The 20,769-nt window shown below is 62.4% G+C and carries 16 protein-coding genes and 2 pseudogenes; 8 read left to right on the forward strand and 10 right to left on the reverse strand.

Translation table 11 applies throughout. From position 1 onward, the window contains the following. Positions 1 to 369: 369 nt before the first annotated feature. Both QFZ69_RS00200 and QFZ69_RS00205 read right to left on the reverse strand, forming a co-directional pair. Positions 370 to 1,719: a choice-of-anchor P family protein gene (locus QFZ69_RS00200; protein ID WP_306914716.1), complete on the reverse strand. Its 1,350-nt coding sequence runs from the start codon at positions 1,717 to 1,719 to the stop codon at positions 370 to 372. A gap of 1,177 nt (positions 1,720 to 2,896) precedes the next feature. After that, on the reverse strand, positions 2,897 to 3,151 hold the full coding sequence (locus tag QFZ69_RS00205) for a hypothetical protein (RefSeq protein WP_306914718.1): 255 nt from the start codon (positions 3,149 to 3,151) through the stop codon (positions 2,897 to 2,899). Between the two features lie 1,066 nt (positions 3,152 to 4,217). On the opposite strand from QFZ69_RS00205, the gene QFZ69_RS00210 reads away from it, so the two are divergent. Beyond that, complete coding sequence (locus tag QFZ69_RS00210; RefSeq protein ID WP_306914720.1) at positions 4,218 to 5,261, forward strand: hypothetical protein; 1,044 nt, start codon at positions 4,218 to 4,220, stop codon at positions 5,259 to 5,261. A 314-nt stretch (positions 5,262 to 5,575) separates the two neighbouring features. Then, positions 5,576 to 5,992: a hypothetical protein gene (locus QFZ69_RS00215; protein WP_306914722.1), complete on the forward strand. Its 417-nt coding sequence runs from the start codon at positions 5,576 to 5,578 to the stop codon at positions 5,990 to 5,992. Positions 5,993 to 6,130: 138 nt separating this feature from the next. Here the strand turns inward: QFZ69_RS00215 and QFZ69_RS00220 are convergent. Continuing rightward, positions 6,131 to 7,556: pseudogene (locus tag QFZ69_RS00220) on the reverse strand (IS1380 family transposase). 144 nt (positions 7,557 to 7,700) lie between these two features. Between QFZ69_RS00220 and QFZ69_RS00225 the strand changes: the two are divergent. After that, entirely contained in the window at positions 7,701 to 8,729 is a 1,029-nt protein-coding gene (locus QFZ69_RS00225) for an IS30 family transposase (protein WP_306914724.1), read from the forward strand. Here QFZ69_RS00225 and QFZ69_RS00230 read toward each other — a convergent pair. After that, positions 8,717 to 9,919: an IS110 family transposase gene (locus QFZ69_RS00230; RefSeq protein WP_306914726.1), complete on the reverse strand. Its 1,203-nt coding sequence runs from the start codon at positions 9,917 to 9,919 to the stop codon at positions 8,717 to 8,719. The two genes, QFZ69_RS00225 and QFZ69_RS00230, sit on opposite strands and share 13 nt — an antisense overlap. Before the next feature lie 236 nt (positions 9,920 to 10,155). Between QFZ69_RS00230 and QFZ69_RS00235 the strand changes: the two are divergent. Continuing rightward, a pseudogene (locus QFZ69_RS00235) lies at positions 10,156 to 10,609 on the forward strand (IS30 family transposase); the annotation flags it as partial. A 1,001-nt stretch (positions 10,610 to 11,610) separates the two neighbouring features. Here QFZ69_RS00235 and QFZ69_RS00240 read toward each other — a convergent pair. Further along, the gene (locus QFZ69_RS00240; protein WP_306914727.1) at positions 11,611 to 12,591 is read right to left on the reverse strand and encodes an antibiotic biosynthesis monooxygenase; all 981 of its coding nucleotides are present in this window, start codon (positions 12,589 to 12,591) and stop codon (positions 11,611 to 11,613) included. Between the two features lie 5 nt (positions 12,592 to 12,596). Beyond that, the gene (gene guaD, locus QFZ69_RS00245) at positions 12,597 to 13,994 is read right to left on the reverse strand and encodes a guanine deaminase (protein WP_306914729.1); all 1,398 of its coding nucleotides are present in this window, start codon (positions 13,992 to 13,994) and stop codon (positions 12,597 to 12,599) included. 427 nt (positions 13,995 to 14,421) lie between these two features. On the opposite strand from guaD, the gene QFZ69_RS00250 reads away from it, so the two are divergent. From QFZ69_RS00250 to QFZ69_RS00265, 4 genes are all read left to right on the forward strand, one after another. Further along, positions 14,422 to 15,705: a serine/threonine-protein kinase gene (locus QFZ69_RS00250; protein WP_306914731.1), complete on the forward strand. Its 1,284-nt coding sequence runs from the start codon at positions 14,422 to 14,424 to the stop codon at positions 15,703 to 15,705. Further along, entirely contained in the window at positions 15,702 to 16,337 is a 636-nt protein-coding gene (locus tag QFZ69_RS00255; RefSeq protein WP_306999840.1) for a hypothetical protein, read from the forward strand. The genes QFZ69_RS00250 and QFZ69_RS00255 overlap by 4 nt, the downstream gene beginning before the upstream one ends. A gap of 32 nt (positions 16,338 to 16,369) precedes the next feature. Then, entirely contained in the window at positions 16,370 to 16,693 is a 324-nt protein-coding gene (locus QFZ69_RS00260; protein WP_306914733.1) for a hypothetical protein, read from the forward strand. 95 nt (positions 16,694 to 16,788) lie between these two features. Further along, the gene (locus QFZ69_RS00265) at positions 16,789 to 16,995 is read left to right on the forward strand and encodes a hypothetical protein (protein WP_306914734.1); all 207 of its coding nucleotides are present in this window, start codon (positions 16,789 to 16,791) and stop codon (positions 16,993 to 16,995) included. A gap of 144 nt (positions 16,996 to 17,139) precedes the next feature. Here QFZ69_RS00265 and QFZ69_RS00270 read toward each other — a convergent pair whose 3' ends face one another. From QFZ69_RS00270 to QFZ69_RS00285, 4 genes are all read right to left on the reverse strand, one after another. Further along, positions 17,140 to 17,673 (reverse strand): hypothetical protein, encoded by a 534-nt coding sequence (locus QFZ69_RS00270; protein ID WP_306914736.1) that lies wholly within the window; start codon positions 17,671 to 17,673, stop codon positions 17,140 to 17,142. A gap of 215 nt (positions 17,674 to 17,888) precedes the next feature. Then, positions 17,889 to 18,224, reverse strand: a complete 336-nt coding sequence (locus tag QFZ69_RS00275; RefSeq protein WP_306914738.1) for a hypothetical protein — start codon at positions 18,222 to 18,224, stop codon at positions 17,889 to 17,891. A 110-nt stretch (positions 18,225 to 18,334) separates the two neighbouring features. Then, positions 18,335 to 19,588, reverse strand: a complete 1,254-nt coding sequence (locus tag QFZ69_RS00280; protein ID WP_306912892.1) for an IS701 family transposase — start codon at positions 19,586 to 19,588, stop codon at positions 18,335 to 18,337. A 71-nt stretch (positions 19,589 to 19,659) separates the two neighbouring features. Then, complete coding sequence (locus QFZ69_RS00285; protein ID WP_306914739.1) at positions 19,660 to 20,751, reverse strand: IS630 family transposase; 1,092 nt, start codon at positions 20,749 to 20,751, stop codon at positions 19,660 to 19,662. Between the last annotated feature and the right edge of the window lie 18 nt (positions 20,752 to 20,769).

Consider the following 20,769-nt stretch of genomic DNA (forward strand, 5'->3'; position numbering starts at 1 on the left):
ACACCCTTTGACGGACCTTGAGTCGGCGGACAGATCGTCGGAAAGGCAGTGCCGCCCTGCCCGAGGCCATGTCGAGGGTGCCCGGAATCCGCCCAGACAACACGCCAGCCGCTCAGCCGCCATCAACACCCCCGACCGACGACCGATGCAAAATCCGGGTTAGGGAATATGCTGCTTGTGGTACTTACGTACATAGCTACTGATGAATCAGCTGAAGCCATCAGAGGCAGAGTGGGTTTCCCGGGCCGAAGGATGGCGATCGCCGGATCAGAAGCCCGACGGTGGTGGAGACCGGGCGGGTGACGTACCGGAAAGGCGGAGGGGCGCCGCCGCGGATGGCGGCGACACCCCTGACCGGATGTCGAGCGTCTACGGCAGGATGCCCGAGCTCGAATAGCCGATTTGAATCTTGGATCCTGTGGGCAGAGCGCCGAGCGCCTGATTCAAAACAATTTCGATCATGGTGACGGCAATTGTCGTGGATGACTTGGTCACTTTGTGCAAGGTGACGCGGCCCAGGCCCGGCACCTGGATCACGGTGTTGGGTGGAACAGAGGCGGTGATCGCCGGCAGCCCGGCGATCCTGAGATTGGTAAACGACGAGGTGTCCGTCAACGTGACCTTGCCGCCTGCTGGAGCTTTGCTGGCGCTGGTCTCTGCCTTGATAGCGTCAGCCCGAACTACGCCGTTTAGCATGTTGAGTCCTGAAAGGGTGTTGGTCACGGTGCTCTTGGGCGCGGGTGCCAGAACGCCGGTAGTTGTCGTCGAGGTGGCTCCGGCGGACGCAAGTCCCGGAATGCTGACCCCGGCCGCGTTTGATGTTGTGGTTCCGCCGCCGCACTTGACGTGGGCAAGCGCCGTCGGACCTGATCCTATGAGACCGGACGACAATACGGCCCTTGTACCAAATCCGGCACCCGTCAGATAACCTGTCTGTGGGGGCGTCAGGCTGACGGTGCTGACACCGAGACGGATGTCCGTTCCGGCCTTGAGGCCCGGGAGTCCGGCCTTGAGGATCTGTACACGCAGCGCGGTCGTGGATACCTGATAGATGTCGCCGACCATTCGTTTCTCCTGGCCGTTGAGCGTGATTTTGCCAAGTGAACCCAGGAGCGGCAGCTTGAGGTCAATAACCGTGTTAGCGGCGGGACTAGCATTCCGTGGGACACCCAGGACTTTGAGACCGGCAATAGTCGTCTGATTCGTGCCGGTAAAAGCACCTGCGGTGTTCTTTTCGGCGGAGCTCTCGGAGGCAATACTCCCGGCCGTGATGAGTCCGCCCAATAGGTCCGCGCCGGTAAGAGTTGACCGTCCCTCGATACGCTTACCTGTTGTGGTCAGCAGCGTCTTGACACTTGTTGTTGCGGAGCCGATGGTCCCGACTGCGGGGACATTGACTCCGACCCCCATGTTGGTGGCGGTCTTTCCGGTGCTGGCGGTGCAGCTAACTGATGAATTCGCCGTCGGACCCGATGTGAGCGACTTGTCAGAATTGAAAATGTAGGAGCCATAGGCGGTGCCCGAGAAACCGGTGTTGACCTGTGCGGGCGTGATGCTCGGGTCTGCCGCCTGGGCCGGGACGAGTGGCCCCGCAACCACAAGCGTCAGGGCGCCCACTAACGCGGCTAATGTTCGTCTCATGTAGGTCTCCCGACGTTGTATGCACTGGTGGTGCCCGCACCGTACGTCCGGCACCTTATGGAAACCTTGGATCGACATGGCCCTCCCGTTTGGGCATGGTTGGTCTGTTGGGTTCGGTGGGGGCGGTGGCCGCCGGCAGGGATCTGAGCCTCTTTGGGGAAGTTGCGGAAGCAGGCCACGACGTAGGTACTTTGTCTCGTTACGCAACGTTCGCGCACCAATATCTCTCCCACGGTGAGGGTTTCCGCGGGATTTACCAAGCTCCGGGCTGTTCGGCGGGCTTGCTGTTATGTTCGGTCTGTTAGGGGACAGCGGTGGCCTACGGCCGCATCGGTTTCGCCCACGAATACCGGCCCCTCAGCCCCGACGAACTCACCACTGACTCTCCCGACGCATCCCTGCCGGGCCCGACGAAACCGAGGGCGGTCTCGCCCACGCCACCGCCGGCGCGACCATCGTCCGAATCACTGGCGGAAGCTTCCGCCTGGTCGACAGCCTCCTGACCCAGATCGAACGCATCTATGCGCTAAACAACCTTGACACCCTCACGCCTGGGTCGTCGACGCCGCGAGAGAAGCCGTCATCATCGGCCACTAAGCGCTGCGAATTCGCTGCCATTTTGCCCTGGATTCACAGGTGCAGCCAATTCCTTTGGACGGGCCGGCTGGTTTGTAGCTTTTAGTTTCCTCATTGCTTTACTCTCCGTGATTGGTTCGATTTGTTCATTGATGCCAACGAGTACTCCGGCGCCATTCAAGCCGGCTGCCTGGCCACTGACCCTTGCAGGACGGTAAGTCCGGACACCTCATTCACCGGCCTGCAGCGCTTTCGGAGTTCTCTGGTTCAACTCCGGAGTCACGGCGTGTTCCCGGAGCGGCTGTGGAGCCGAAGCACAGTTCGGAGTAATCGTTATGGCAAACGGTGTTGACCTGCGCAGCGCGTGCAATTTCCTGGTGCGCAGCCCGTTGATGGCACCGGATCGGCCCTTTCCGCAGCGCGAGGCTTTGACGACATCGTGTTCGTGCCGGGATGGCGCGCCCGCCCGGAGATTCTTTTGGATGCCCATACCGCCGTCCCGTTCAGCGCTACGCTGATGGGAGCATGTCCGTGGCGGAACTCAGCGCACTCCCGGTGGGATGACTACCCGCGCCTGCAGCGAATGGGGCAGGTTGGCAACGGACATTTCAATCAGACTCCTGCGGCTCAGTTGGGCGGTGGCTTTGGTGGCTGGGCTGGGCCGGGTGCGGACTGGGTGCTAGTCCGGCCGGCGCAGCTGCCGATAGTCGTAGAAGAAGATGCGATCCGCTGTCTGCAATCCCACGAAAGTACCGTTCTTGACGACTACATGGCCTTCCCTGCGGCCGTTGAAGTGATCGTCGCCGACGACAACTTCACCGATACCGTAGGGAACAGTCACCATGCGTGCACGGACAATGATGTAGCGGACGAGCGAAGACAGCCGCCGAGGTCGTGTTCTGGCAGCTGGAATACCGGAAATTTTGTTCCCCATAAGGATCACTCCTTCGCAGTGCGATCATCGCTGACTCACTTGCGGTGCGCGTCCAGTTTCGCCTGCGGACAATTTCTCCTTCTGAGTCGCACCCAAGCCAACGGTAAAACCCACCAGCATCCGCAACACGAGTAATAGTTACCTCAATTCCCTCCCGGGTTCCCAAGGCAACACTCGATAAGTACTGGTCTGAATCTGCCGGGCTACTTGGATGGACTGAAACAACTACGATGGCTCGGCATCCCGACCTGTTAACGAAAACCCAAAACAGGGCCGGGAACGCCGACTGAAAACAGGACCACGGGGCAGTCCTTTGTTTTAGCGTGCATTAGTAGTGGACATTGGTTGAATTCAGTTGTTGAATTCAGTACATCTGCTAGCTTGGTTGGGTGGTTGATGCCGGTTGAGGTTTACCGGGCTTTGCATAAGAAAAGAGGGGGATCCGGTCATGTTTACAGCTGCTCGTGTGTCATCCGTGGTTGCAGTTTCAGCTGCCCTTATATGTTCCGCCGCCTTACCGGCCACCGCCGCAGACACCACGACCACTGTCAGTGTGACCGCGGGGTCTCTGGCTATTTCCGCTCCGGCAAACGCAAACCTTGGCTCTGCCGCGCCCGGTGGGACAGCTACTGCTAACCTGGCGGGTATCCAGGTCACGGATACCCGGGCAGGGACGGCAGGGTGGGTTGCCCAGGTTGCCTCGACTGCTTTCATCGGTGGTATCGCAAATAACAACATTGCTGCTTCTGCAGCGAGCTACACCCCGGCCGCGGCAACACCAACCGGTGTAGCTGTTGTCACGCCGGCGCCGGCGCCGGTTGCTTTGTCCGCTACCCCGCAGACGGTCCAGACGGCCACGGTTGTCGTGGGAAACAACGGTGCCACGTGGGGCGCGGGGTTGAGTCTGGCGGTTCCCGGCAATGCCCTCGCTGACACGTATACCGCGACACTGACCCACTCGGTCCTTTAGAAACGCCGGTGTAGCATCCGTTCCAGATGGTGATTCCGGCAGCGGGGCCTTGGTCCCCGCCCTGCTCCACGCTCCGACGTTGTTGAGGTCTTCAGCATGGATTTCCTGACCAGGTTGATCTGCGTTCTGTTGTTGGCAGTCGTCCCGGCGGCTCCGGCCTCGGCATCGGCCCCTTCCGGATCCCGTCCGGCCACGGCAATTACCACTCCCGCCCCCGAGCCGTCGGGTTTTGGCCTCCGGCTGCTGGATATTCCCGCGGACCTGAAGGATGATCTGCGGGCACGTTCCTACATCGTGGACAGGGTCGCACCCGGCACGGAAATCAGCAGACGTCTCCGCGTGGAGAACAACACCGGGGCGCCGCAGACGGTTCGGATTTATCCAGGGGCTGCGCAAATCAGGGATGGGTCATTTACCGGTGAGGGTGTTGACGTCGCAAGCGACCTCACCCTCTGGGCCGCGGTCGAACGTCAGCAGCTGCGCCTGGCGCCGGGCGAGTCAGCCGATGTGCCAGCCACCATCAACGTGCCGGCGGATGCGCCCGAGGGCGAACACTACGGCGTTTTCTGGGCCGAGATCCGCGGTACTGCAGGTGCCGGCGGAGTCATCGCCGTCAACAGGGTCGGTGTCCGCATCTATCTGTCTGTGGGTCCCGGCGGCGGCAAAGCCGCCGATTTCACCATCACGTCAGTCACCGTTGCCCGGGACACTGAGGGCAACCCCCAACTAAAGGCCGTAGTCACCAACTCAGGGGGACGAGCTCTTGACCTCACCGGCGAACTCAGCCTGACAGCAGGCCCGGGCGGACTTTCCGCCGGTCCGTTCGGTCTGCAACAGCAAACGACACTTGCCCCCGGCGAGGTCCGCACCGCGGACTTTTCGGTGCCCCGCGAAATACCGAACGGCCCATGGAACGCCCGGGTCACCCTGAAGAGCGGACTCCTGGAACGACAAGCCCAGACCCGAATTACTTTCCCGGACGACGGGCCCCCCACCGAGTCGGTGGCGAAACCGGCGCAGGAACCGGCAGCCCCGTGGTGGCAAATCCTCGCCGCCCTGGTCTTGCTTGCCGCTGCGCTGGCCTGGGTTCTGATGCGCCGGAGCCGGCGCACCCGGCCCGCCCCCGACGACCCGGTCTGACCCCCGGCTCCTTCTCCGCCCCGCATCGTTCCTGGTCCGCATTCGACGGTGACTACTGACATCAGCCCTGCGATTCGCGGACCTAGCACGCAGTCTCGCTCTTCCCCGGCGCCAAAGACGCCGGCTCCGCTGCAGACCTATATCTGTGGGCCGGAACGGTTTACGGCGCAATACTGGAAAGGGACCGCTGGCATCGCCTCGTCCCGGTGTTAGCGGCCATGAAAAACTGCCCATAGGCGGCCACGGAACTGCCCACTGAGGCGGGTTCTAGCGATCGTTGCAACACCCCCGAATAATCGGGAGTTGCAACACCCATGGAATCACCATCAAGGATTGGTTCTTCCTTAAAGAAAAAATCTGCTTCAGCGGAGAAATCCGTGCCTTTGGCTGGGGGCACCGTGAAGCGTCTGCAGCAGTCCCATACCGGTGCCCAACGACAAGATTTCCTGGCAGCGGTGGCGCGTCTGGGAACTGTCGCCGCGGCGGCCAAGGAACTCGGCATCAACAGGAGTACCTGCCAGAAGTGGGCGAACGCTGCCGGGATCAGGCGCAAGCGCCAGTACACCCAGGCCGAGAAGGAACAGTTCCATGCCGCCCTTGATCGAACCGGGAGAATCGTGGCGGCAGCCAGGGAACTGGGGCTGAATATCGGCACCGCGCATAACTGCGCTGGCAGGATCAATTCAGCAGCTAGCCCGGATTTTGCATCGGTCGTCGGTCGGGGGTGTTGATGGCGGCTGAGCGGCTGGCGTGTTGTCTGGGCGGATTCCGGGCACCCTCGACCGTCCCATGCGCCGGGGTTGGCGCGGGTTTCCACGTACCCGTGATGGCTGTCTGTCTGCTCGCAGTGATGGGGCTGGTTCCGGGCGTCAGGTCTGCATGATGGCGGTGGGGTTCTTGAGGCTCGCCGCGATGCTTGCGGTGGCTTCGAGTAATCTGTGGATCAGTTGGTGTTCGGGTGCCGTTCCGGGCAGGAGGAGATAGCTCTTTCTGGCGCGGGTGATGATCTTGCCTGCAGTGGCGAAGAGCCGGTAGCGCCAGCGTTTGATGTCCCATCCCTTGGCGTGGTCGCCGGCGGGGAGCGCGGTGAGCTGGAGCCAGGAGACGAGGTTGGAGGCCAGGGCTGCGATCCACGCCCAGGCCTGGTTCGCGGCGAAGTCGAAGAACGGCAGCTTGCCCAGACCGGTGTTTTTCAGGGTCTTGATCCGGTTTTCGCACCGGGCCCGGGCCCGGGCGCGGTGTCTGGCGTCAAGGAACGGGCCGTGCCAGCGCGGTGAGTTGGTCAGGAACGCGGTGATCCGGTGCCCGTCGATGTCCAGCAGCGTCGGTTGCGCGCCGGAACAGGTTCGTTCCCGGCGGGTAGTCGGTGAGCGGGATGATGTCGGTGGCGTTGATGACCCAGGCATCGGTCCGGTCGTTGCCGGCCTGGTCCAGGGCCGGCTGCCAGTTCTTCTTGTCGTTGATCCAATCGACCATGTGGGCTTTGGCCGCGGGGACGGGGTAGGAGACGGAGAACTGGGCGTTCCGGCTGTGCAGGTACCAGAGGAACTTCCTTGAGGCTCCGGCGCTGTCGGTGCGGACCAGGACGTTCTCTCCGGCCAGCGCCCCGGTCTCGTCGAAGAATCCTTCGGGCAGGCCGGACACGGCGGTCTCGAAGACGCGGATGTGGTCATCGGCGCTGTTCGCGCCGGCGTTGCCGGGCCGCAGCAGGCAGGCGAGGATTTCCCCGGTGCCGTTACCGGCACCGTAGTCACAGGACGCGATGAAGGGGGCGAAGCCGTAGCCGCCCTTGTAGGTGCCGGCGACGTTTTCCTTCTCCGAGTGTGAGGCCACGAGGGTGGCGTCCAGGTCCAGGATGAGCGGATCCGCCGCTGTCGCCGACAACGCCGGGTTCCGGTTCCCGGCCGCTTCCCGGGCCGTGGAGCGCAGTTGCCGGGTGAGGGTTTCGATGCCATAGTCGAACAGCTCGGGGTTCGTCACGGTCCGTTCGAAAAACCGGGACACCGTCGCGTTCGAGGGCAGCTGGCCGAAGACCCCCGGTGAGACCCGCAGGATGTCCAGATCGGACACGTGTTCACCTCCGGCGGCCAGCATCGCCGCCAGAGAACCGACCAGCCGGCCGGGCCGGTGCGTCGCGCCTGCGGGAACGAACTGGCCCAACCGGTCCTCGCACAGTGCCCCGAAACCCAGGGCATCCATGAAACCGGTCAGGACCTTCACCCCGCGGTGGGAGACCAGCGACTGGCCGGTGAAAGTGACCGGAACCGACGGAAAAACACAGGTAGACTTTTGCATCGAAAGGGTGCTCCTTCACTCGGCAAATAACGGTCTCGACAACCACTATTTTCCCAGCTCAGAGCACCCTTCCCTGCTTAAACACACACCCTCAGCCACCCGCCATGAAATCCCCGGGCTAGGAAGCCACGGAACACCAGGTTAGTGAAGACCGGGCCGCCGCAACGCTACCCGTCGGCGCTGATTGAGGAGTTCCTCAGCGTGCTGCGCGAAATCGGCAGCGTCAGCGCGGCAGCGAAGCAGCTGGGTCTGAACCGCTCCACGTGCTCGAACTGGGCGATCGATGCCGGCATCGTCTCCACCTGTCTGCGACGCTCGTCGGCGAAACAGATTCACTACCTGCGCTTGCGCCAAGAAGGTGCCGGCCGGAGGGACGCCGCCCTCGCCGTTGGTGCCAGCAAACAGAGCTCTTACCAATGGGACCGGCAGCAGGCTGCGAAGGACACGGCCGCGACCGAAGGTCATGCCGGGGATCTGCCGTATAAACAGGAAGTGACAACTACATTCGCGGAACCTTCGTCTCCTGCAGCGGCGCCGGAGCTGCCAGCCTTAGCAACGGAGCCTGCACCCGCCGCGGTGGCGTTGGAAGCTCTGGAGCAGTCCGTCAGCGCCCGATACCTGTCATTGCAGGAGCGGGAGAGAATTGCGGACCTGCGCTCCCACGGAACCTCAATGCAGGCGATCGGCAGGGCATTGGGTCGGTCTGTGGGCACCATCAGCCGGGAGATCAAGCGCAACAGTCACCCGATGCTGGGTTACCGGCCTTACGGTGCTCACCGGGCCGCCACGGCGGCCCGGGCACGGCCGAAGGACAGTAAGCTGGCAGAACCGGGGGAACTGCACGACTACGTGAAAACCAAGCTCCTCACCCGCTGGTCCCCGCAACAGATTTCGAAGCTCCTGATCAAGGAATTCCCCGATGACGGGCAGATGCGCGTGAGTCACGAAACGATCTACCAGGCCCTCTATTTTCAGGCCCGCGGCGGACTCAAACGTGAGGTCAAAGAGGCGTTGCGCTCCGGCAGGACCCGCCGCAAGCAGCACAGGAATCCCGAAGAACGCACCTCCCGTTTCCGGGACCCGATGATCAACATTTCCGAACGCCCCGCCGAGGTCCAGGACCGCGCCGTCCCGGGCCACTGGGAATCTCAATGTTTCTGTCAAGCCGCCTGAGCGGTGATGCTTGGCAGTGGTTCCCGGTAGGTGCTGTGGTCGCGGAGCATGGCCCAGAGGACGTTGATTCGGCGTCGGGCGAGGGCGATGAGCGCCTGCTTGTGGGACTTTCCTTCGCGGCGTTTCCGGTCGTAGTAGATTCGTGAGGCCGGGCTGTTCTTCAGGCTGGAGAGGGCGGCGAGGTAACAGGTTCGGAGAAGCCTGCGATTGAAGCGACGCGGCCGGTGCAGATTCCCGCTGATTCGTCCTGAATCTCGTGGGACCGGTGCCAACCCGGCGACGCTGGCGAGCCGGTCGACCGAGTCAAAACCCTCCAGATTGCCGCCGATGTTCGCGAGAAAAGTTGCCGCGAGAACGGGGCCGAACCCTGGCATACTCAGCAGAACGTCGGCGCTCTCGTGCTTCCGGAAGATGTCCGTGATCTGGGCATCGACGCCGGCGATCTCTGCGTCGATTGTGCCTATTTGGTCGGCCAGCCGGGCGACCAGGGCTGAGCCCGTGGATTGGGCCGGCAGGACGGTGTGCTGGGAGTTCGCGGCCTCAAGGGCTTTCTCTGCCATGGCAGCGCTGTTACGGCATCTGCGTTTCTTGAGCCAGCTTGTGAGCCGGGTCAGTCCTATCCGCCGAATGCCTTCCGGCGTTTGATAGCCGCCCAGGAGGATCAGGGGCGCCTTCTTGGAGTAGTCGAATGCCCGCTCAAGTGCGGGGAAGTACTCCAGCAAAGTGGCCCGGAGCCGGTTGATCGCCCGGACCCGATCACACATCAGATCCGTGCGGCGGGCAGTAAGCAGCTGCAGGTCAACGCTGATCTGGTCCGCAGTGCGAACCGGTTGGAGGTCGGTGCGCATGCGTGCCTGGTCGGCGATGATCCGGGCGTCTTTGGCGTCAGTTTTGCCATCCCCGCGATAGGTTGCTGCGGCGTGATGCACGACCCGTCCGGGGATATAGAGCAGCCGCTGGGCGTGCGCGGCCAACAGCTCGATCATCAGCGCCGCGCCGCCGGCGTTCAGATCCGTGGCCCAGCAGACCTCGCCACCGGCGGCGATCTCCGCGACCTCGGCTATGAGCTCGAGGAGTACGCCTTCGTCGTTTTCAACCCGTTTCGAAAGCATTACCGTCCCGGATTGGTCGATAAGTACGCAATGATGTGTTCTCTTGCCTGAGTCGATTCCTGCCCACACCGCCGGCATGCCTTGTCCCTTCGATCAGCTCCGATTTTTCGTGGCCCTGTCGATAACTGCGCCGGCACGTCCTTACCCAACGATCAATGTCGTAATTCTCAATCAGCGGTCGAGTTATCGGCGGGCAGCGGGCGGCCATTCCCAGTGGGCCGTCCAAGCGGCAGGGAGATCTGTGCCATACCCGCCACCCGAGGGTGATCGAAACACTACGACAGCCCCGAAATCACCCACAACAACACCGTAAGGAGGGGGATTTAATAACCGGAGCCTACAACCAGTCGGCGATCGCCACCCTGGTCGAGCGCACCACCCGTTACGTGATGTTGGTGCACCTCCCGGTGTACCATACCGCCGAATCGGTCCGCGACGGGCTGATCAAGACCATGGGGACCCTGCCGGCGCACCTGCGCGGATCCCCTGACCTGGGACCAGGGCGCCGAAATGGCCAAACACAAGGCTTTCAGCATCGCCACCGACATGGACGTCTACTTCTGCGACCCCGCCAGCCCTTGGCAACGCGGATCCAACGAGAACACTGTGAGGTCTGCTACGCCAATACTTCCCCAAGGTGCCGACCTGAACGCCTACGGGCCCGAGGACCTGGAGCACGTCGCCCAGGAACTCAACGCACGACCACGCAAAACACTGGACTGGGACAGCCCGGCAGAGCGTCTTCGTGATTTACTGATAGCCAGCTGACCTCGGGTGTTGCATTGACCCCTTGAATTCGCCCAGCGGGCATTTCTGCTGGCCGCCCGTGGGCAGAAACTATTGGCCATTGACATCCCGGCAATTCCGTCAGCCCGGGGAAAGGGGAAGGCCTGTGACGTCCGGTCAAGTGAAGCCACCAGGGGACATCTGGCGGACGGACCCGTTTACCTTGCGGGACATCGTCCTGGACCGCGCCGCCACGGAGGACTGCCTTACACAATGCCCTGCGCTGGAACGGATCTGGATTCTGAGCCTGTTGGACCTGCTGCCAGGAGCATCGGACCGGTTCCGGACACTGCTCGTGCTCGCCCAAGGCCTACCAGCGGCAGTACTCCTGGCACGAGGCCACCCGGCTGCACGAAGAGGCCCTGCGCCTGGTCCGCCGTCAAATCGGCAAGCGGCTGTTCAATGAAGCCCGGTACAGGGAAGCTGCCTCGGAGTTCGAATGGGCCCGGGACCTCTATCGCAGCACCGGCCAACGCGAGCATCTCGCACAGGCATGCCAGCAGGCCCTCAACAGAGCACGGCAACTGACCAGCACGGCCTAACCGTCCGAACCCGGGCCTCTTGAAAAGAACCAGAGCGGAACGACCAAGCCGGCTCCGCGCATAACGGATGCCGGCGTTCCTTCCCACCGCATTCAATCCCCTGCTGTTGCCACACCCCGACCGCTGACCCCAACGTCTACAGACCCGTGACCACAAGGACTACGGAGATCAGGCCACAACCGGCAGAACCGCCCACTCCCAACTGTGAAATAACCGCCATGCCCAACGAAAAGTCACACCTAAACCGTACCGAAAGTTATCCATGTGACAGGTGATTATGGCGGTGGTTTTTGAACAACATACGGGACAGTCAGATTACGCGGCATCTAAACGATTCAGATTCGTGGGGGAGCGTCCCCCATGGGCGTTCCAATTCCAAGGAACTGGGACACTTCCCCAGGTGTGCCGGCAGCCACGGGACCCTAGACAGCAGGGCAGGAATTATGCGTCCGCCCTGATCCCGAGGAGCCATGCGTAGAGCGCCATCGATACAATGTAGAGCGCGAGGATAATGGCGTAGCCATACAAGTGGACGCGAAGCGGCTGGCCGCGCTTGAGCCACCAGCCAAAACGCTGGAATGCCCATGGCACGAGGAACCAGCCCAGCAACTGCGTGCTCACTAAGTTTCCAATGAACAGCGACAGCCAGAACGGTACGCCATGGCTGTCGATAAGCGGCTCGCTGACGAAGTACCCCCACAGGAACACAAGGGGGTACAACATCAGCAGCACCACGAGATTGCTCTTGAAGATGGGGTCCGGAGTCGGCGAACCACCGGACCAGAAACCGAAACCATAGCTGGTCTTGGCCAATGCCAGCTCCCTGTTGAAGGGTGCCCCCGCCTTCAACAGCGCGGCGCGTTCGCCCGATTCGAGCCAGGCATTGAGATGTTCGTTTGAATCAAAGCTCAGGACCACCACCCAGTGGTCCCGTACACCCGGCACCGGCCGCTGGACCTGATGGCCGATGAACCCATCAAACGTCGACTCTGCGGACGAGATGATCCGCTGCCACGCCAGGAACTCCTCTTCCTGGTCCGGATCGACCCGGCTGGAGATCAGCACCGATGCGGCCTGGGATGGGTATCTCGTGGTCTCGGTGATGAGATGGACGTCAGCGTCCCCTTTGAAATGGCCCACCATCTCGGCTTCAAGAGCTTGGCGGTCTTTGCTGTGTAACCAGGCGCGCGCCGAAGCTGCATTCCGGAAGTGTTGCACGATGACCCAGTCGCTCTGCACGGGCGGCCGCGGCTCAATGATTTCCTGGCCGAGAAACCCGGGCCAGGAAGCCAACCGCTCGCACACCTTTACGTGCCAGGCCTCGTAGGTGGGATAGTTGGATTCCGCCAGTCGGCGGTGCACCACGAGGGCGACAGGCTCAGCTGGTTCCACTGCACCGTCGCGCACCTTCTGCTCGGCCATGACGTTCAGGCCTTCTTGTAGGCCCGCTCGCCCATGATCCATGTTTCATCCACGGCACGTTCGTCGCCAACCATCATGATGCCGAACAGCAGTTCCGCGGCGGTGTCGATATCCTGCGGGCCACCGTCCTGGACGAAAAGGCTCATGTGCCACTCGGTTGCCGGTGGGCCGCCGTTCCAATCAAGGGCCACGAAGTCCGCCTCCTTGCCGACGTCGAAATTCCCCACCAGATTGTCGATGTACAGCGCCTCGGCGCCGCCCTTCGTCACAGAATAGAACGCGCGGTACGGGGAGAGCTTGTTGCGCTCCGATTCGGCGAGGTCTTGCTGCATGGGATCGATGCTGCCATCAAGGATCGTGTTGTTCAACATGCCCACCTTGTAGGCATCTTCCAACGTATTGAGCAGGCTGAAACGGTTTCCACCGCCCATATCCGTGCCGAAGGTCAGCAGGACCCGATGCTCGGGGTCGGTCGCCCGTCCGAGGCGGAACAGCCCACTGCCCAGGTAAAGATTGGAACCCGGGCAGAACGTGACAGCGGCACCAGCATCCGAGATCCGCCGGAACTCATCGTTTGTCAACCAGACGCCGTGCCCTCCCGTGAACTTGGGGCCGACCAGCTCGAACTTCTCGTACACCCCAAGGTAGTCCTGGCAGTCCTTATGCAATGCCGTGACTCCGCGGACCTCGGCCGGGTTCTCCGAGACATGTGTATGCACCCAGAGGTCGGGATTCTCCTGCTTGAGCCGGTGGCACGCCTTCAACAGCTCGTCGGAGGCGCCGAAGGCAAAACGCGGCGTGATCGCGTAGAGGTTCCGCCCCATGCCGTGGTATTTCTTGATGAGCCTCGTGCCCTCGGCGTAGAAGTCATTGGCTGAGATCGTGAACCATTCGGGGGCGTTTTGGTCGATGCCGGTGATGCCGGTGATGATCCGCATGTTGCGGCGCGACGCCTCCTCAAACACCTCTTCCGTGCAGACGGACGTGCTGTTCGTGAAGGCCTGGCAGGTGGTGGTTCCGGAGGCGAGTAGATTGTCGAAGAAACGCGCGACGCCCTGCTTCGCATACTCGCGCTCACCGTACCTGCGTTCCTCGGGGAATACCGACTTCTGCAGCCACGGCAGCAGCTGCTCGCCGTAGGCGCCAAGTATGCGTGTCTGCGGCACGTGGATGTGGCCGTCAATGAATCCAGGCAGGATCAGCCTGTTCCAGATCTCGATGACCTCGAGGTGGTCATATTTCGGCAGGAGGTCGGCAGCCGGGCCGAAATCGACGATGATCCCGTCGACGACGACGAGAAGGCCGTCGGCGAGGAATCGGGCCGCATCGTGTTCGTGGCCGACGAACTTCCACGGGTCATCGACGAAATCGAGGAAGGTGCCGCGAATGGCTTTCTGAGACATGGGAATCGCCCTGACCGTCGATGTATCACCGAGCCGAATTGACCGTACTTGGTGTCGTCGGCCACGAACCCATGATGGCACGGTGGGTCCGCATTGGAAACCCTCGCGTTGACTCAAAGATGCCCGCCTAACCGCCATCTTCTGCCGCACGCGCCGGCCCTGACCATGGATTACAAAGAAGCAAAAGCTGCACAGGAGGCTACCATCCCGGATGGAACGAAGCTGCTCGTTGAGCGGCCGCATGTTGGTCTGTACCGTTGTGCGCCTGCCGTGGCCGGAGGGATTACCTGTACGCGACCAGTGCCTGTTTGCGGGCGTTCGTCCAAGCGTCGCTGCTGGTAACCCGCCGTGCGGCTCCTTGGCTGCGGGGAGACGCGGCACGGCCCTGACGGGGTTAAAGTAGTGCTGAAACGGAAGGCAAGGCCGCATGATGGAACAAACGGAGACTGACTTATCCGGCACGGTCCTGCGCGAGCGTTACAGGGTCGGCGAAGTGCTTGGCCACGGCGGCATGGGGAGCGTCTACCGGGGAACTGATCTGGTTCTGGACCGGGAGGTGGCCCTGAAGATATTCCGGGCCGATGTCGCTGACCCGGAGGAATTGGGCAGGCAGCAGATAGAAGCCCGGATACTCGCCCGGTTGAACCACCATGGCCTGGTCACGCTCTTCGATACCGGGACGCTGCTCCGCAACCAAAGGGAAGTGCCCTTCCTGGTGACGGAACTCGTCAATGGAGTTGACCTTCGCCGCCGTCTTGCGCAGGGGCCGCTGCCGGGGGCTGAAGTGGCTCGGCTGGGCGCTGAACTGGGTGAGGCATTGCAGTACATCCACCATCGCGGTGTGGTGCACCGGGACGTAAAGCCGGCCAATATCTTGCTGACCCGATACGCGGCCGATGCCCCATTGCGCCCTAAACTCGCAGACTTTGGCATCGCACGGATGCTAGACGGAGCCCGGCTCACCGCGACCGACATGGTTCCTGGTACGGCCGCCTACCTGAGCCCGGAACAGGCCAGCGGAGAACCAGTGGGCCCGCCTGCAGACATCTATTCGCTGGGCCTGGTGTTGCTGGAAGCCCTCACTCGGAGAGTGGCATTTCCCGGACCACCGCTGGAAGCTGCAGTGGCCCGGCTCTCCCGTCTCCCTGACATCCCTGATGCCCTGGGTCCGCGATGGAAATCGTTACTTACCGCGATGACCGCCCGGGATCCGCACGACAGACCGGACGCCGGAAGCATCGCAACGACACTTCACGTCGGAGACTGGAACGCGACGGCCGAATACAGCACTGAGGCAAGAACTGTCACCCAAGCGCTTCCACTGGGAACCCTCGTCCTGAACGCGGGCGGACCAAAGAGTCCTGAACCCGGTGAGCGTGCCGGGGCGCAGGGTGCCAGGCTGCCTGCCCTGCCGCGCAGCGAAATAACCAACGCCACCTCATTGCAACCAGCCCCTCAGGTGCCGGCGCGTGAACCGGTCTCCGCGCAGGGGAAACCGGACCGGCGGCGTCTCAGGAAGAAGTTGGGCAACATCGGAGGCCGCCGGCTTCGGGCCCTCGTTGCCGGTGCCGCTCTCGTTGTGATCATCGCCGGAGTACTGCTGACTTCTATCCAGCGGCCGCCCCCCGCACCGGTGGAAACTCCGCAGCCGGTTATTTCTGGGCAGATGGGCGAACATTTCAAGGAACTGGAAGAAAGCGTCACGCCATGAACCGAAGAGAACTTGCCGACGTGAAGGGGACGAATCCCGAACTGCCACCCGGCGCCGGGCCGCGCAGGAAACCTTCCTTCCGAAGGGCTCTTGGCTGGGTTCTAGCTGCCTGTCTTGGATTTTTGTTGTTCACTGCATGCTCCGCCGCGCCCGAGCTGGATAAAGGAACGGCCGGGAAATTCCAGACCCGCGTGGCTGCAGCGAAACAACTCACCGCGCAACAGAACTTCCCCGCCGCGGTGACTGAGCTTCAGCAATTAGGCCAGGATGTGACAACAGCTGCAGAACAGGGCCTGATGTCACAGGAGCGGAAGACCCGGATTGAGGCTGCAATCAGCAAAGTCAGGGCCGACGTGGAAGCCGCCATGACCCCGGCGGAGCCCCAACCTGTCCCACCGGCCCCTGCTACTGAACCTCCAGCAGGAAACGACGGAAAACAGCAGGAAGAAGACGCGAAAAAGGAGGCCGAGAAACAGCAGGAGGAGGAGGAGGAAAAAAAACAAAGACGAGAAGGAGAAAGACCGAGACAACGACTGATGGCGACGCTCGTCACCGAACATAACGTCCCGGCTTCCAAATGTCGAACACCTTCAACATGTCACCGCTGCCCCGACCGGCGTTGGTGCTGGTAAACCCTGTCGTCTGTGTCCTACACACAGTGACTGTGTCAACCCCTGTTGGCCCGGCAGGGCAGGTATTCTTGGCCCCGGTCGGCAGGTTCGCATACGGGACTTTCAATGACGCGGGGATCCTCGCCGCTTGGCAGAGCGGATACACCCTCGGAAGCGTTCCACCGGTCGGATTCTCCTGGGACCCGGTCAACGACACGCTCAAAGGCCAGCTGGACCTTGAACAACACTGCGGACGCACTCCGGCCGGAGTCATGCCCAGAATCGTTCAACGACTACTGGCAATGACAACAGCGATCTGGCACAACGACAGCACCGGCGCAACTATCCGCCGCTCACTCACCGCCTACGACCACTAACATCCCTTCGAATTACTCATCTAGGTATTGCTCAGCATTATCTACGGCTCTTCAACGTTGAGTTGGACAGGTAAGTCGAATTTGGACGAGGTCCCGTGGATTTCAAAATTTCTTGCGGATCGAAGTTACGCTTGCTGATCGAGATCAAGAAAGCTCACAACGGAAAGTTCTGGCATGGGCTCCAAACTCAGTTACCCAGCTACCTTCAATCTGATGATTGCGACTATGGCTGGTATCTGGCGATCCGCTATCGGAGCAACCCCGCCTCTGAGGTTCGCATGAAAGACTTCCTGGTCGCGTGAAAAGTACCGCCCATCACGTAGGTAAGACCATTGAGTACACGGCGGTAGACGGACGGCGGAAAGACTCTGCATCCAAGCAAGAATAATCCCCGCGTGATCGGTCTTCGATTCATGGCGGCCTGACCGAACGTCGATAATGGAGATCTACTCGCGGAGGTATTGGCGGAGTCCGGGGATTGCGAAGTCGACTTTGCCATAGCCCGCGGTCTCGATCAGGCCCGCAGCGATGAGCCTTTTCCGGTACTTGGAGACGACGTTGGGCTTGGCCTTGAGGATGGTGCCAATCTGGCTGGCCGCGGAGGGGCCGTCCTGAGCGGCCATGGCGTCCAGGAACTCGCGGTCTTTGTCAGAGATGTCCGACAGCGCCGACTCGACGACCACCAATGTGTTCCGTCTTTGGGCGGCGGTAATGGCACGCTGAACGCTGCTCTGATCCAGTTTCCATCCTGCCTTGTCGGCTTCGAGCCAGAGGCAGTAGCCGACCAGTTCGATCAGGAAGGGATACCCCTCGGTGGCCTCGGCTGATTCGTTGATGAGGTCGGGGGAGATGCTGATGCCTCCCTGGCTGAAGAGCTCGCTGTAGGATGCGGTGACTTCGGCGATGGCTGCTTCGTGGAGATTGATCCTGTCGGCGCGCCGCAGGAAGGTGGCGACGCCTTCGTTGAGGAGGTCGGACACGGCTGATGGCAGGCCGGCGAAGATCAGGCCGATGGGCAGCCCCTCGCGGATGGAGTGCTCGACGTCGGCGGCCAGCTGGGAGATCTCCGTCCTGTCGACGGCATGAATCTCGTCAATGGTGATGACCAGTCCTGTGCCTTGTGCGTCCAGCAGGCGCAGCAGCTCGTTCCCGGTCCGACGCCAGTCGGCCGCCCGTTCCGGGAGGAGCTGAGTTGTCAGTCCGAACCCTGCAGCGGAAAAGGCTGTATTTTTCGGGCAGGAAGCCCGTCCCCGAGCTCCTCGACGAGCGCGAGCATGTCGTCGCCGACCCCGGCCAGGAACCCGGGTGTGGCTGTCCGGGAGATGACGGCCCAGCCGTGAGCCCGGGCGATCCCTTCGGCCGCGCTCAGCATGACTGTCTTGCCGATGCCTTTGGACCCCGTGATGATGGTCAGGAGGCCGGGCGCCCCGGAACCTTGCTGCAGGCCGTACTCGAACTCGTACAAAAGGCCGGCCCGCCCGACCAACGCAGGGGGTGTTGCTCCGGCCGTCGGCTTGAAGGGGTTCTGCACAGACCTCCTAGTAGTACTTTGTTAGGTTGGTGGGGCGTGTTGGCAGTAGGGGCAGCGTCTGAGCTGTCGGATGAGGATCCGTTGGAGTTCCTTGAGGACCCCGTACAGGCTCAGGCTGCCCCTGCTGCTTTTGGGGTGGCAAGGCGTTTTTTGGTGATGAACAGGTGTGCTGCGGACACGAGGGTGACGTGGTGGTGGAAGCCCGGGAAGGATCGTCCTTCGAAGTGGGAAAGGCCGAGGCCGGTTTTCAGTTCGCGGTAGTCGTGTTCAATGCGCCACCGGATTTTCGCCAGCCTGACCAAGGTCCTGGTTGGTGTGTCGGCGGGCAGGTCGGAGAGCCAGTAGTCGGTGGGCTCCTTGGCGCCGGGTGGCCATTCGGCGATCAGCCAGGCCTCGGGCAACGATCCGTCTTCGCCGGGGGCGATGTGCCGGCTGGCAGGTCTGACGCGCAGGGCCAGGAAGCGGGATTTCATGGCCGCGGTCCTGTTGGTGCCGGTGTTCTTGGTGCCGTGCCGCCAGGTGATCCTGCGTAGTTGTCCCCTTCCGGCGGCCACCGCGAGTTCGGCCAGGCTGGCCGGGTCCTGTCGGTAGCGGGGCACACTGGGCCTGCCCCTGGGGCCGGAGCGTTCGGCGAGTTCGGGAACGGCATTGGCCGGGTAGGCGCTGGTGGATGCCTTGACCGCCATCACCCACGGAATGGACCGCCGGGTCAGCTCAAGCCGGAACAGCGCGTTGTCCCCGTACCCGGCGTCGGCAACCGCGACCGGGCACCTGCGCCCCCAATGGGCGAGTTCATCGATCATCTCCAGCGCGAGTTCCCACTTGGGCCGGTGCCGTACGTATTCGGGGATCTTCGCCTTGATCCGGCGGGCGGCGACGGCTTCGGCGTGCTCGTTGGTGTCCGCACAGGCGTCATCCCAGGCCTCGGGCACGAACAGGCGCCAGTTCACCGGGGCCGAGGCATGGTCGGTGACCATGTGCACGGTGGAGGCAACCTGGCAGTTGCCGATCTTGCCCAGCGTGCCCGAGTACTGGCGCGCCACGCACGCCGAGGCGGCCCCGTCCTTCTTGAACCCGGTATCGTCAATCACCCACGCCTCCGGCACGATAGCCTCATCGGCCAGGGCTGCCAGGCGGCGGCGGACCGGCTCCACCTCCCACGGCGAGGACGTAACGAACTGCTGCAGCTGCTGGTGGTCCACATCCAGGCGCTCCGCCATCGGCTGCATCGACTTGCGCCGCCCCTCCAGCATCAACCCCTGCAGATACAGCCGGCCCTTCGCCCGCTGGTCCTTCCGGCCCAACGACGCGAACACCTGCCCGACGTAATCCTCCAGCTCGACCCGCAGTCCTGCCTCTTCCATGCCCACGAAACGAAATTAACAGCTCAGGCCAGCGATTAAAAGCCCCTCACCGAAGACCTAACAAAGTACTACTAGTGTCCTGCGCCTGAAATTCGCTTCAGAAGTCGCCCGAGGGATTCGAGGATCTGTTCCGCGGTCTTTGTCCAGGTGAAGGGTATGGGGTTGGTGTTCCATTCGCTGACCCATTTGCGGATGTCCGCTTCGAGGGCCTGGACGCTGCGGTGGTCACTGCGGCGCAGCAGGTCCTCGGTGACGAATCCGAAGAACCGCTCGACCTGGTTGAGCCAGGAGGAGTAGGTCGGGGTGAAATGCATGTGGAAACGCGGGTGATTCTCAAGCCATGTCTTCACGGTCGGGGTCTTGTGGGTCTGGTAGTTGTCGCAGATGAGATGGACGTCCAGGCCCTCGGGGACCTGGGTGTCGATCTTGGCCAGGAACTTCCTGAACTCGGCGGCCCGGTGCCTGCGGTGCAGGCTGGAGATCACTGACCCGTCCGCGGTGTTCAGGGCGGCGAACAGGGTGGTGGTCCCGTGCCGGACATAGTCGTGGGTCCGCTTCTCCGGCATGCCGGGCATCATGGGGAACGCAGGCTGGGACCGGGCCAGCGCCTGGACCTGGGACTTCTCGTCCACACTGAGCACGACCGCCGATTCCGGGGGATTCAGATAGAGACCGACCACGTCGTAGACCTTCTCGACGAACAAGGGATCGTTGGAGAGCTTGAAGCCGTCGGCGCGGTGGGGCTTGAGTTCGAAGGTCCGCCAGATCCGTCCGATCGTGGACTTCGAGAGCCCGGAGCGTTCGGCCATCTTCGCCCTCGACCAGTGCGTGGCGTTCGCCGGCGTGGATTCGAGCGTCGCAACGACCACGTCCTCGACCTGGTCGGCGGTGATCGAGGCCGGCCGTCCGGGCCTGGGATCGTCGACCAGTCCGTCCAGCCGGTGCTCCAGGAACCGGCGCCGCCACTTCGCCACAGTATGCGGCTCGACACCGCACCGGGCTGCGACAGCCACGTTCGTCAGACCCTCGGCGCTGGCCAGCACGATCCTCGACCGTGTCGCCAACGCCTGGGATGAGTTCCGTCTCCGGGCCCACCGCTCCAGCGTCCCGCGTTCTTCAGCCGGCAGATCCAGCAAGGCCTTCGGCCGCCCGACATTCGCCATATCCTGATTTTATAATTA

Origin of the sequence: Arthrobacter sp. V1I7 (genome assembly GCF_030817015.1) — a bacterium.
Classification (GTDB): domain Bacteria; phylum Actinomycetota; class Actinomycetes; order Actinomycetales; family Micrococcaceae; genus Arthrobacter.

What these genes read in the sequence shown, in the direction of transcription:
- QFZ69_RS00200 (WP_306914716.1), bottom strand. Translation starts at nt 1,719, where the DNA reads ATGTCGATCCAAGGTTTCCATAAGGTGCCGGACGTACGGTGCGGGCAC.
- QFZ69_RS00205 (WP_306914718.1), bottom strand. Translation starts at nt 3,151, where the DNA reads ATGGGGAACAAAATTTCCGGTATTCCAGCTGCCAGAACACGACCTCGG.
- QFZ69_RS00210 (WP_306914720.1), top strand. Translation starts at nt 4,218, where the DNA reads ATGGATTTCCTGACCAGGTTGATCTGCGTTCTGTTGTTGGCAGTCGTC.
- QFZ69_RS00215 (WP_306914722.1), top strand. Translation starts at nt 5,576, where the DNA reads ATGGAATCACCATCAAGGATTGGTTCTTCCTTAAAGAAAAAATCTGCT.
- QFZ69_RS00230 (WP_306914726.1), bottom strand. Translation starts at nt 9,919, where the DNA reads ATGCCGGCGGTGTGGGCAGGAATCGACTCAGGCAAGAGAACACATCAT.
- QFZ69_RS00240 (WP_306914727.1), bottom strand. Translation starts at nt 12,591, where the DNA reads ATGGCCGAGCAGAAGGTGCGCGACGGTGCAGTGGAACCAGCTGAGCCT.
- guaD (WP_306914729.1), bottom strand. Translation starts at nt 13,994, where the DNA reads ATGTCTCAGAAAGCCATTCGCGGCACCTTCCTCGATTTCGTCGATGAC.
- QFZ69_RS00250 (WP_306914731.1), top strand. Translation starts at nt 14,422, where the DNA reads ATGATGGAACAAACGGAGACTGACTTATCCGGCACGGTCCTGCGCGAG.
- QFZ69_RS00255 (WP_306999840.1), top strand. Translation starts at nt 15,702, where the DNA reads ATGAACCGAAGAGAACTTGCCGACGTGAAGGGGACGAATCCCGAACTG.
- QFZ69_RS00280 (WP_306912892.1), bottom strand. Translation starts at nt 19,588, where the DNA reads ATGGAAGAGGCAGGACTGCGGGTCGAGCTGGAGGATTACGTCGGGCAG.
- QFZ69_RS00285 (WP_306914739.1), bottom strand. Translation starts at nt 20,751, where the DNA reads ATGGCGAATGTCGGGCGGCCGAAGGCCTTGCTGGATCTGCCGGCTGAA.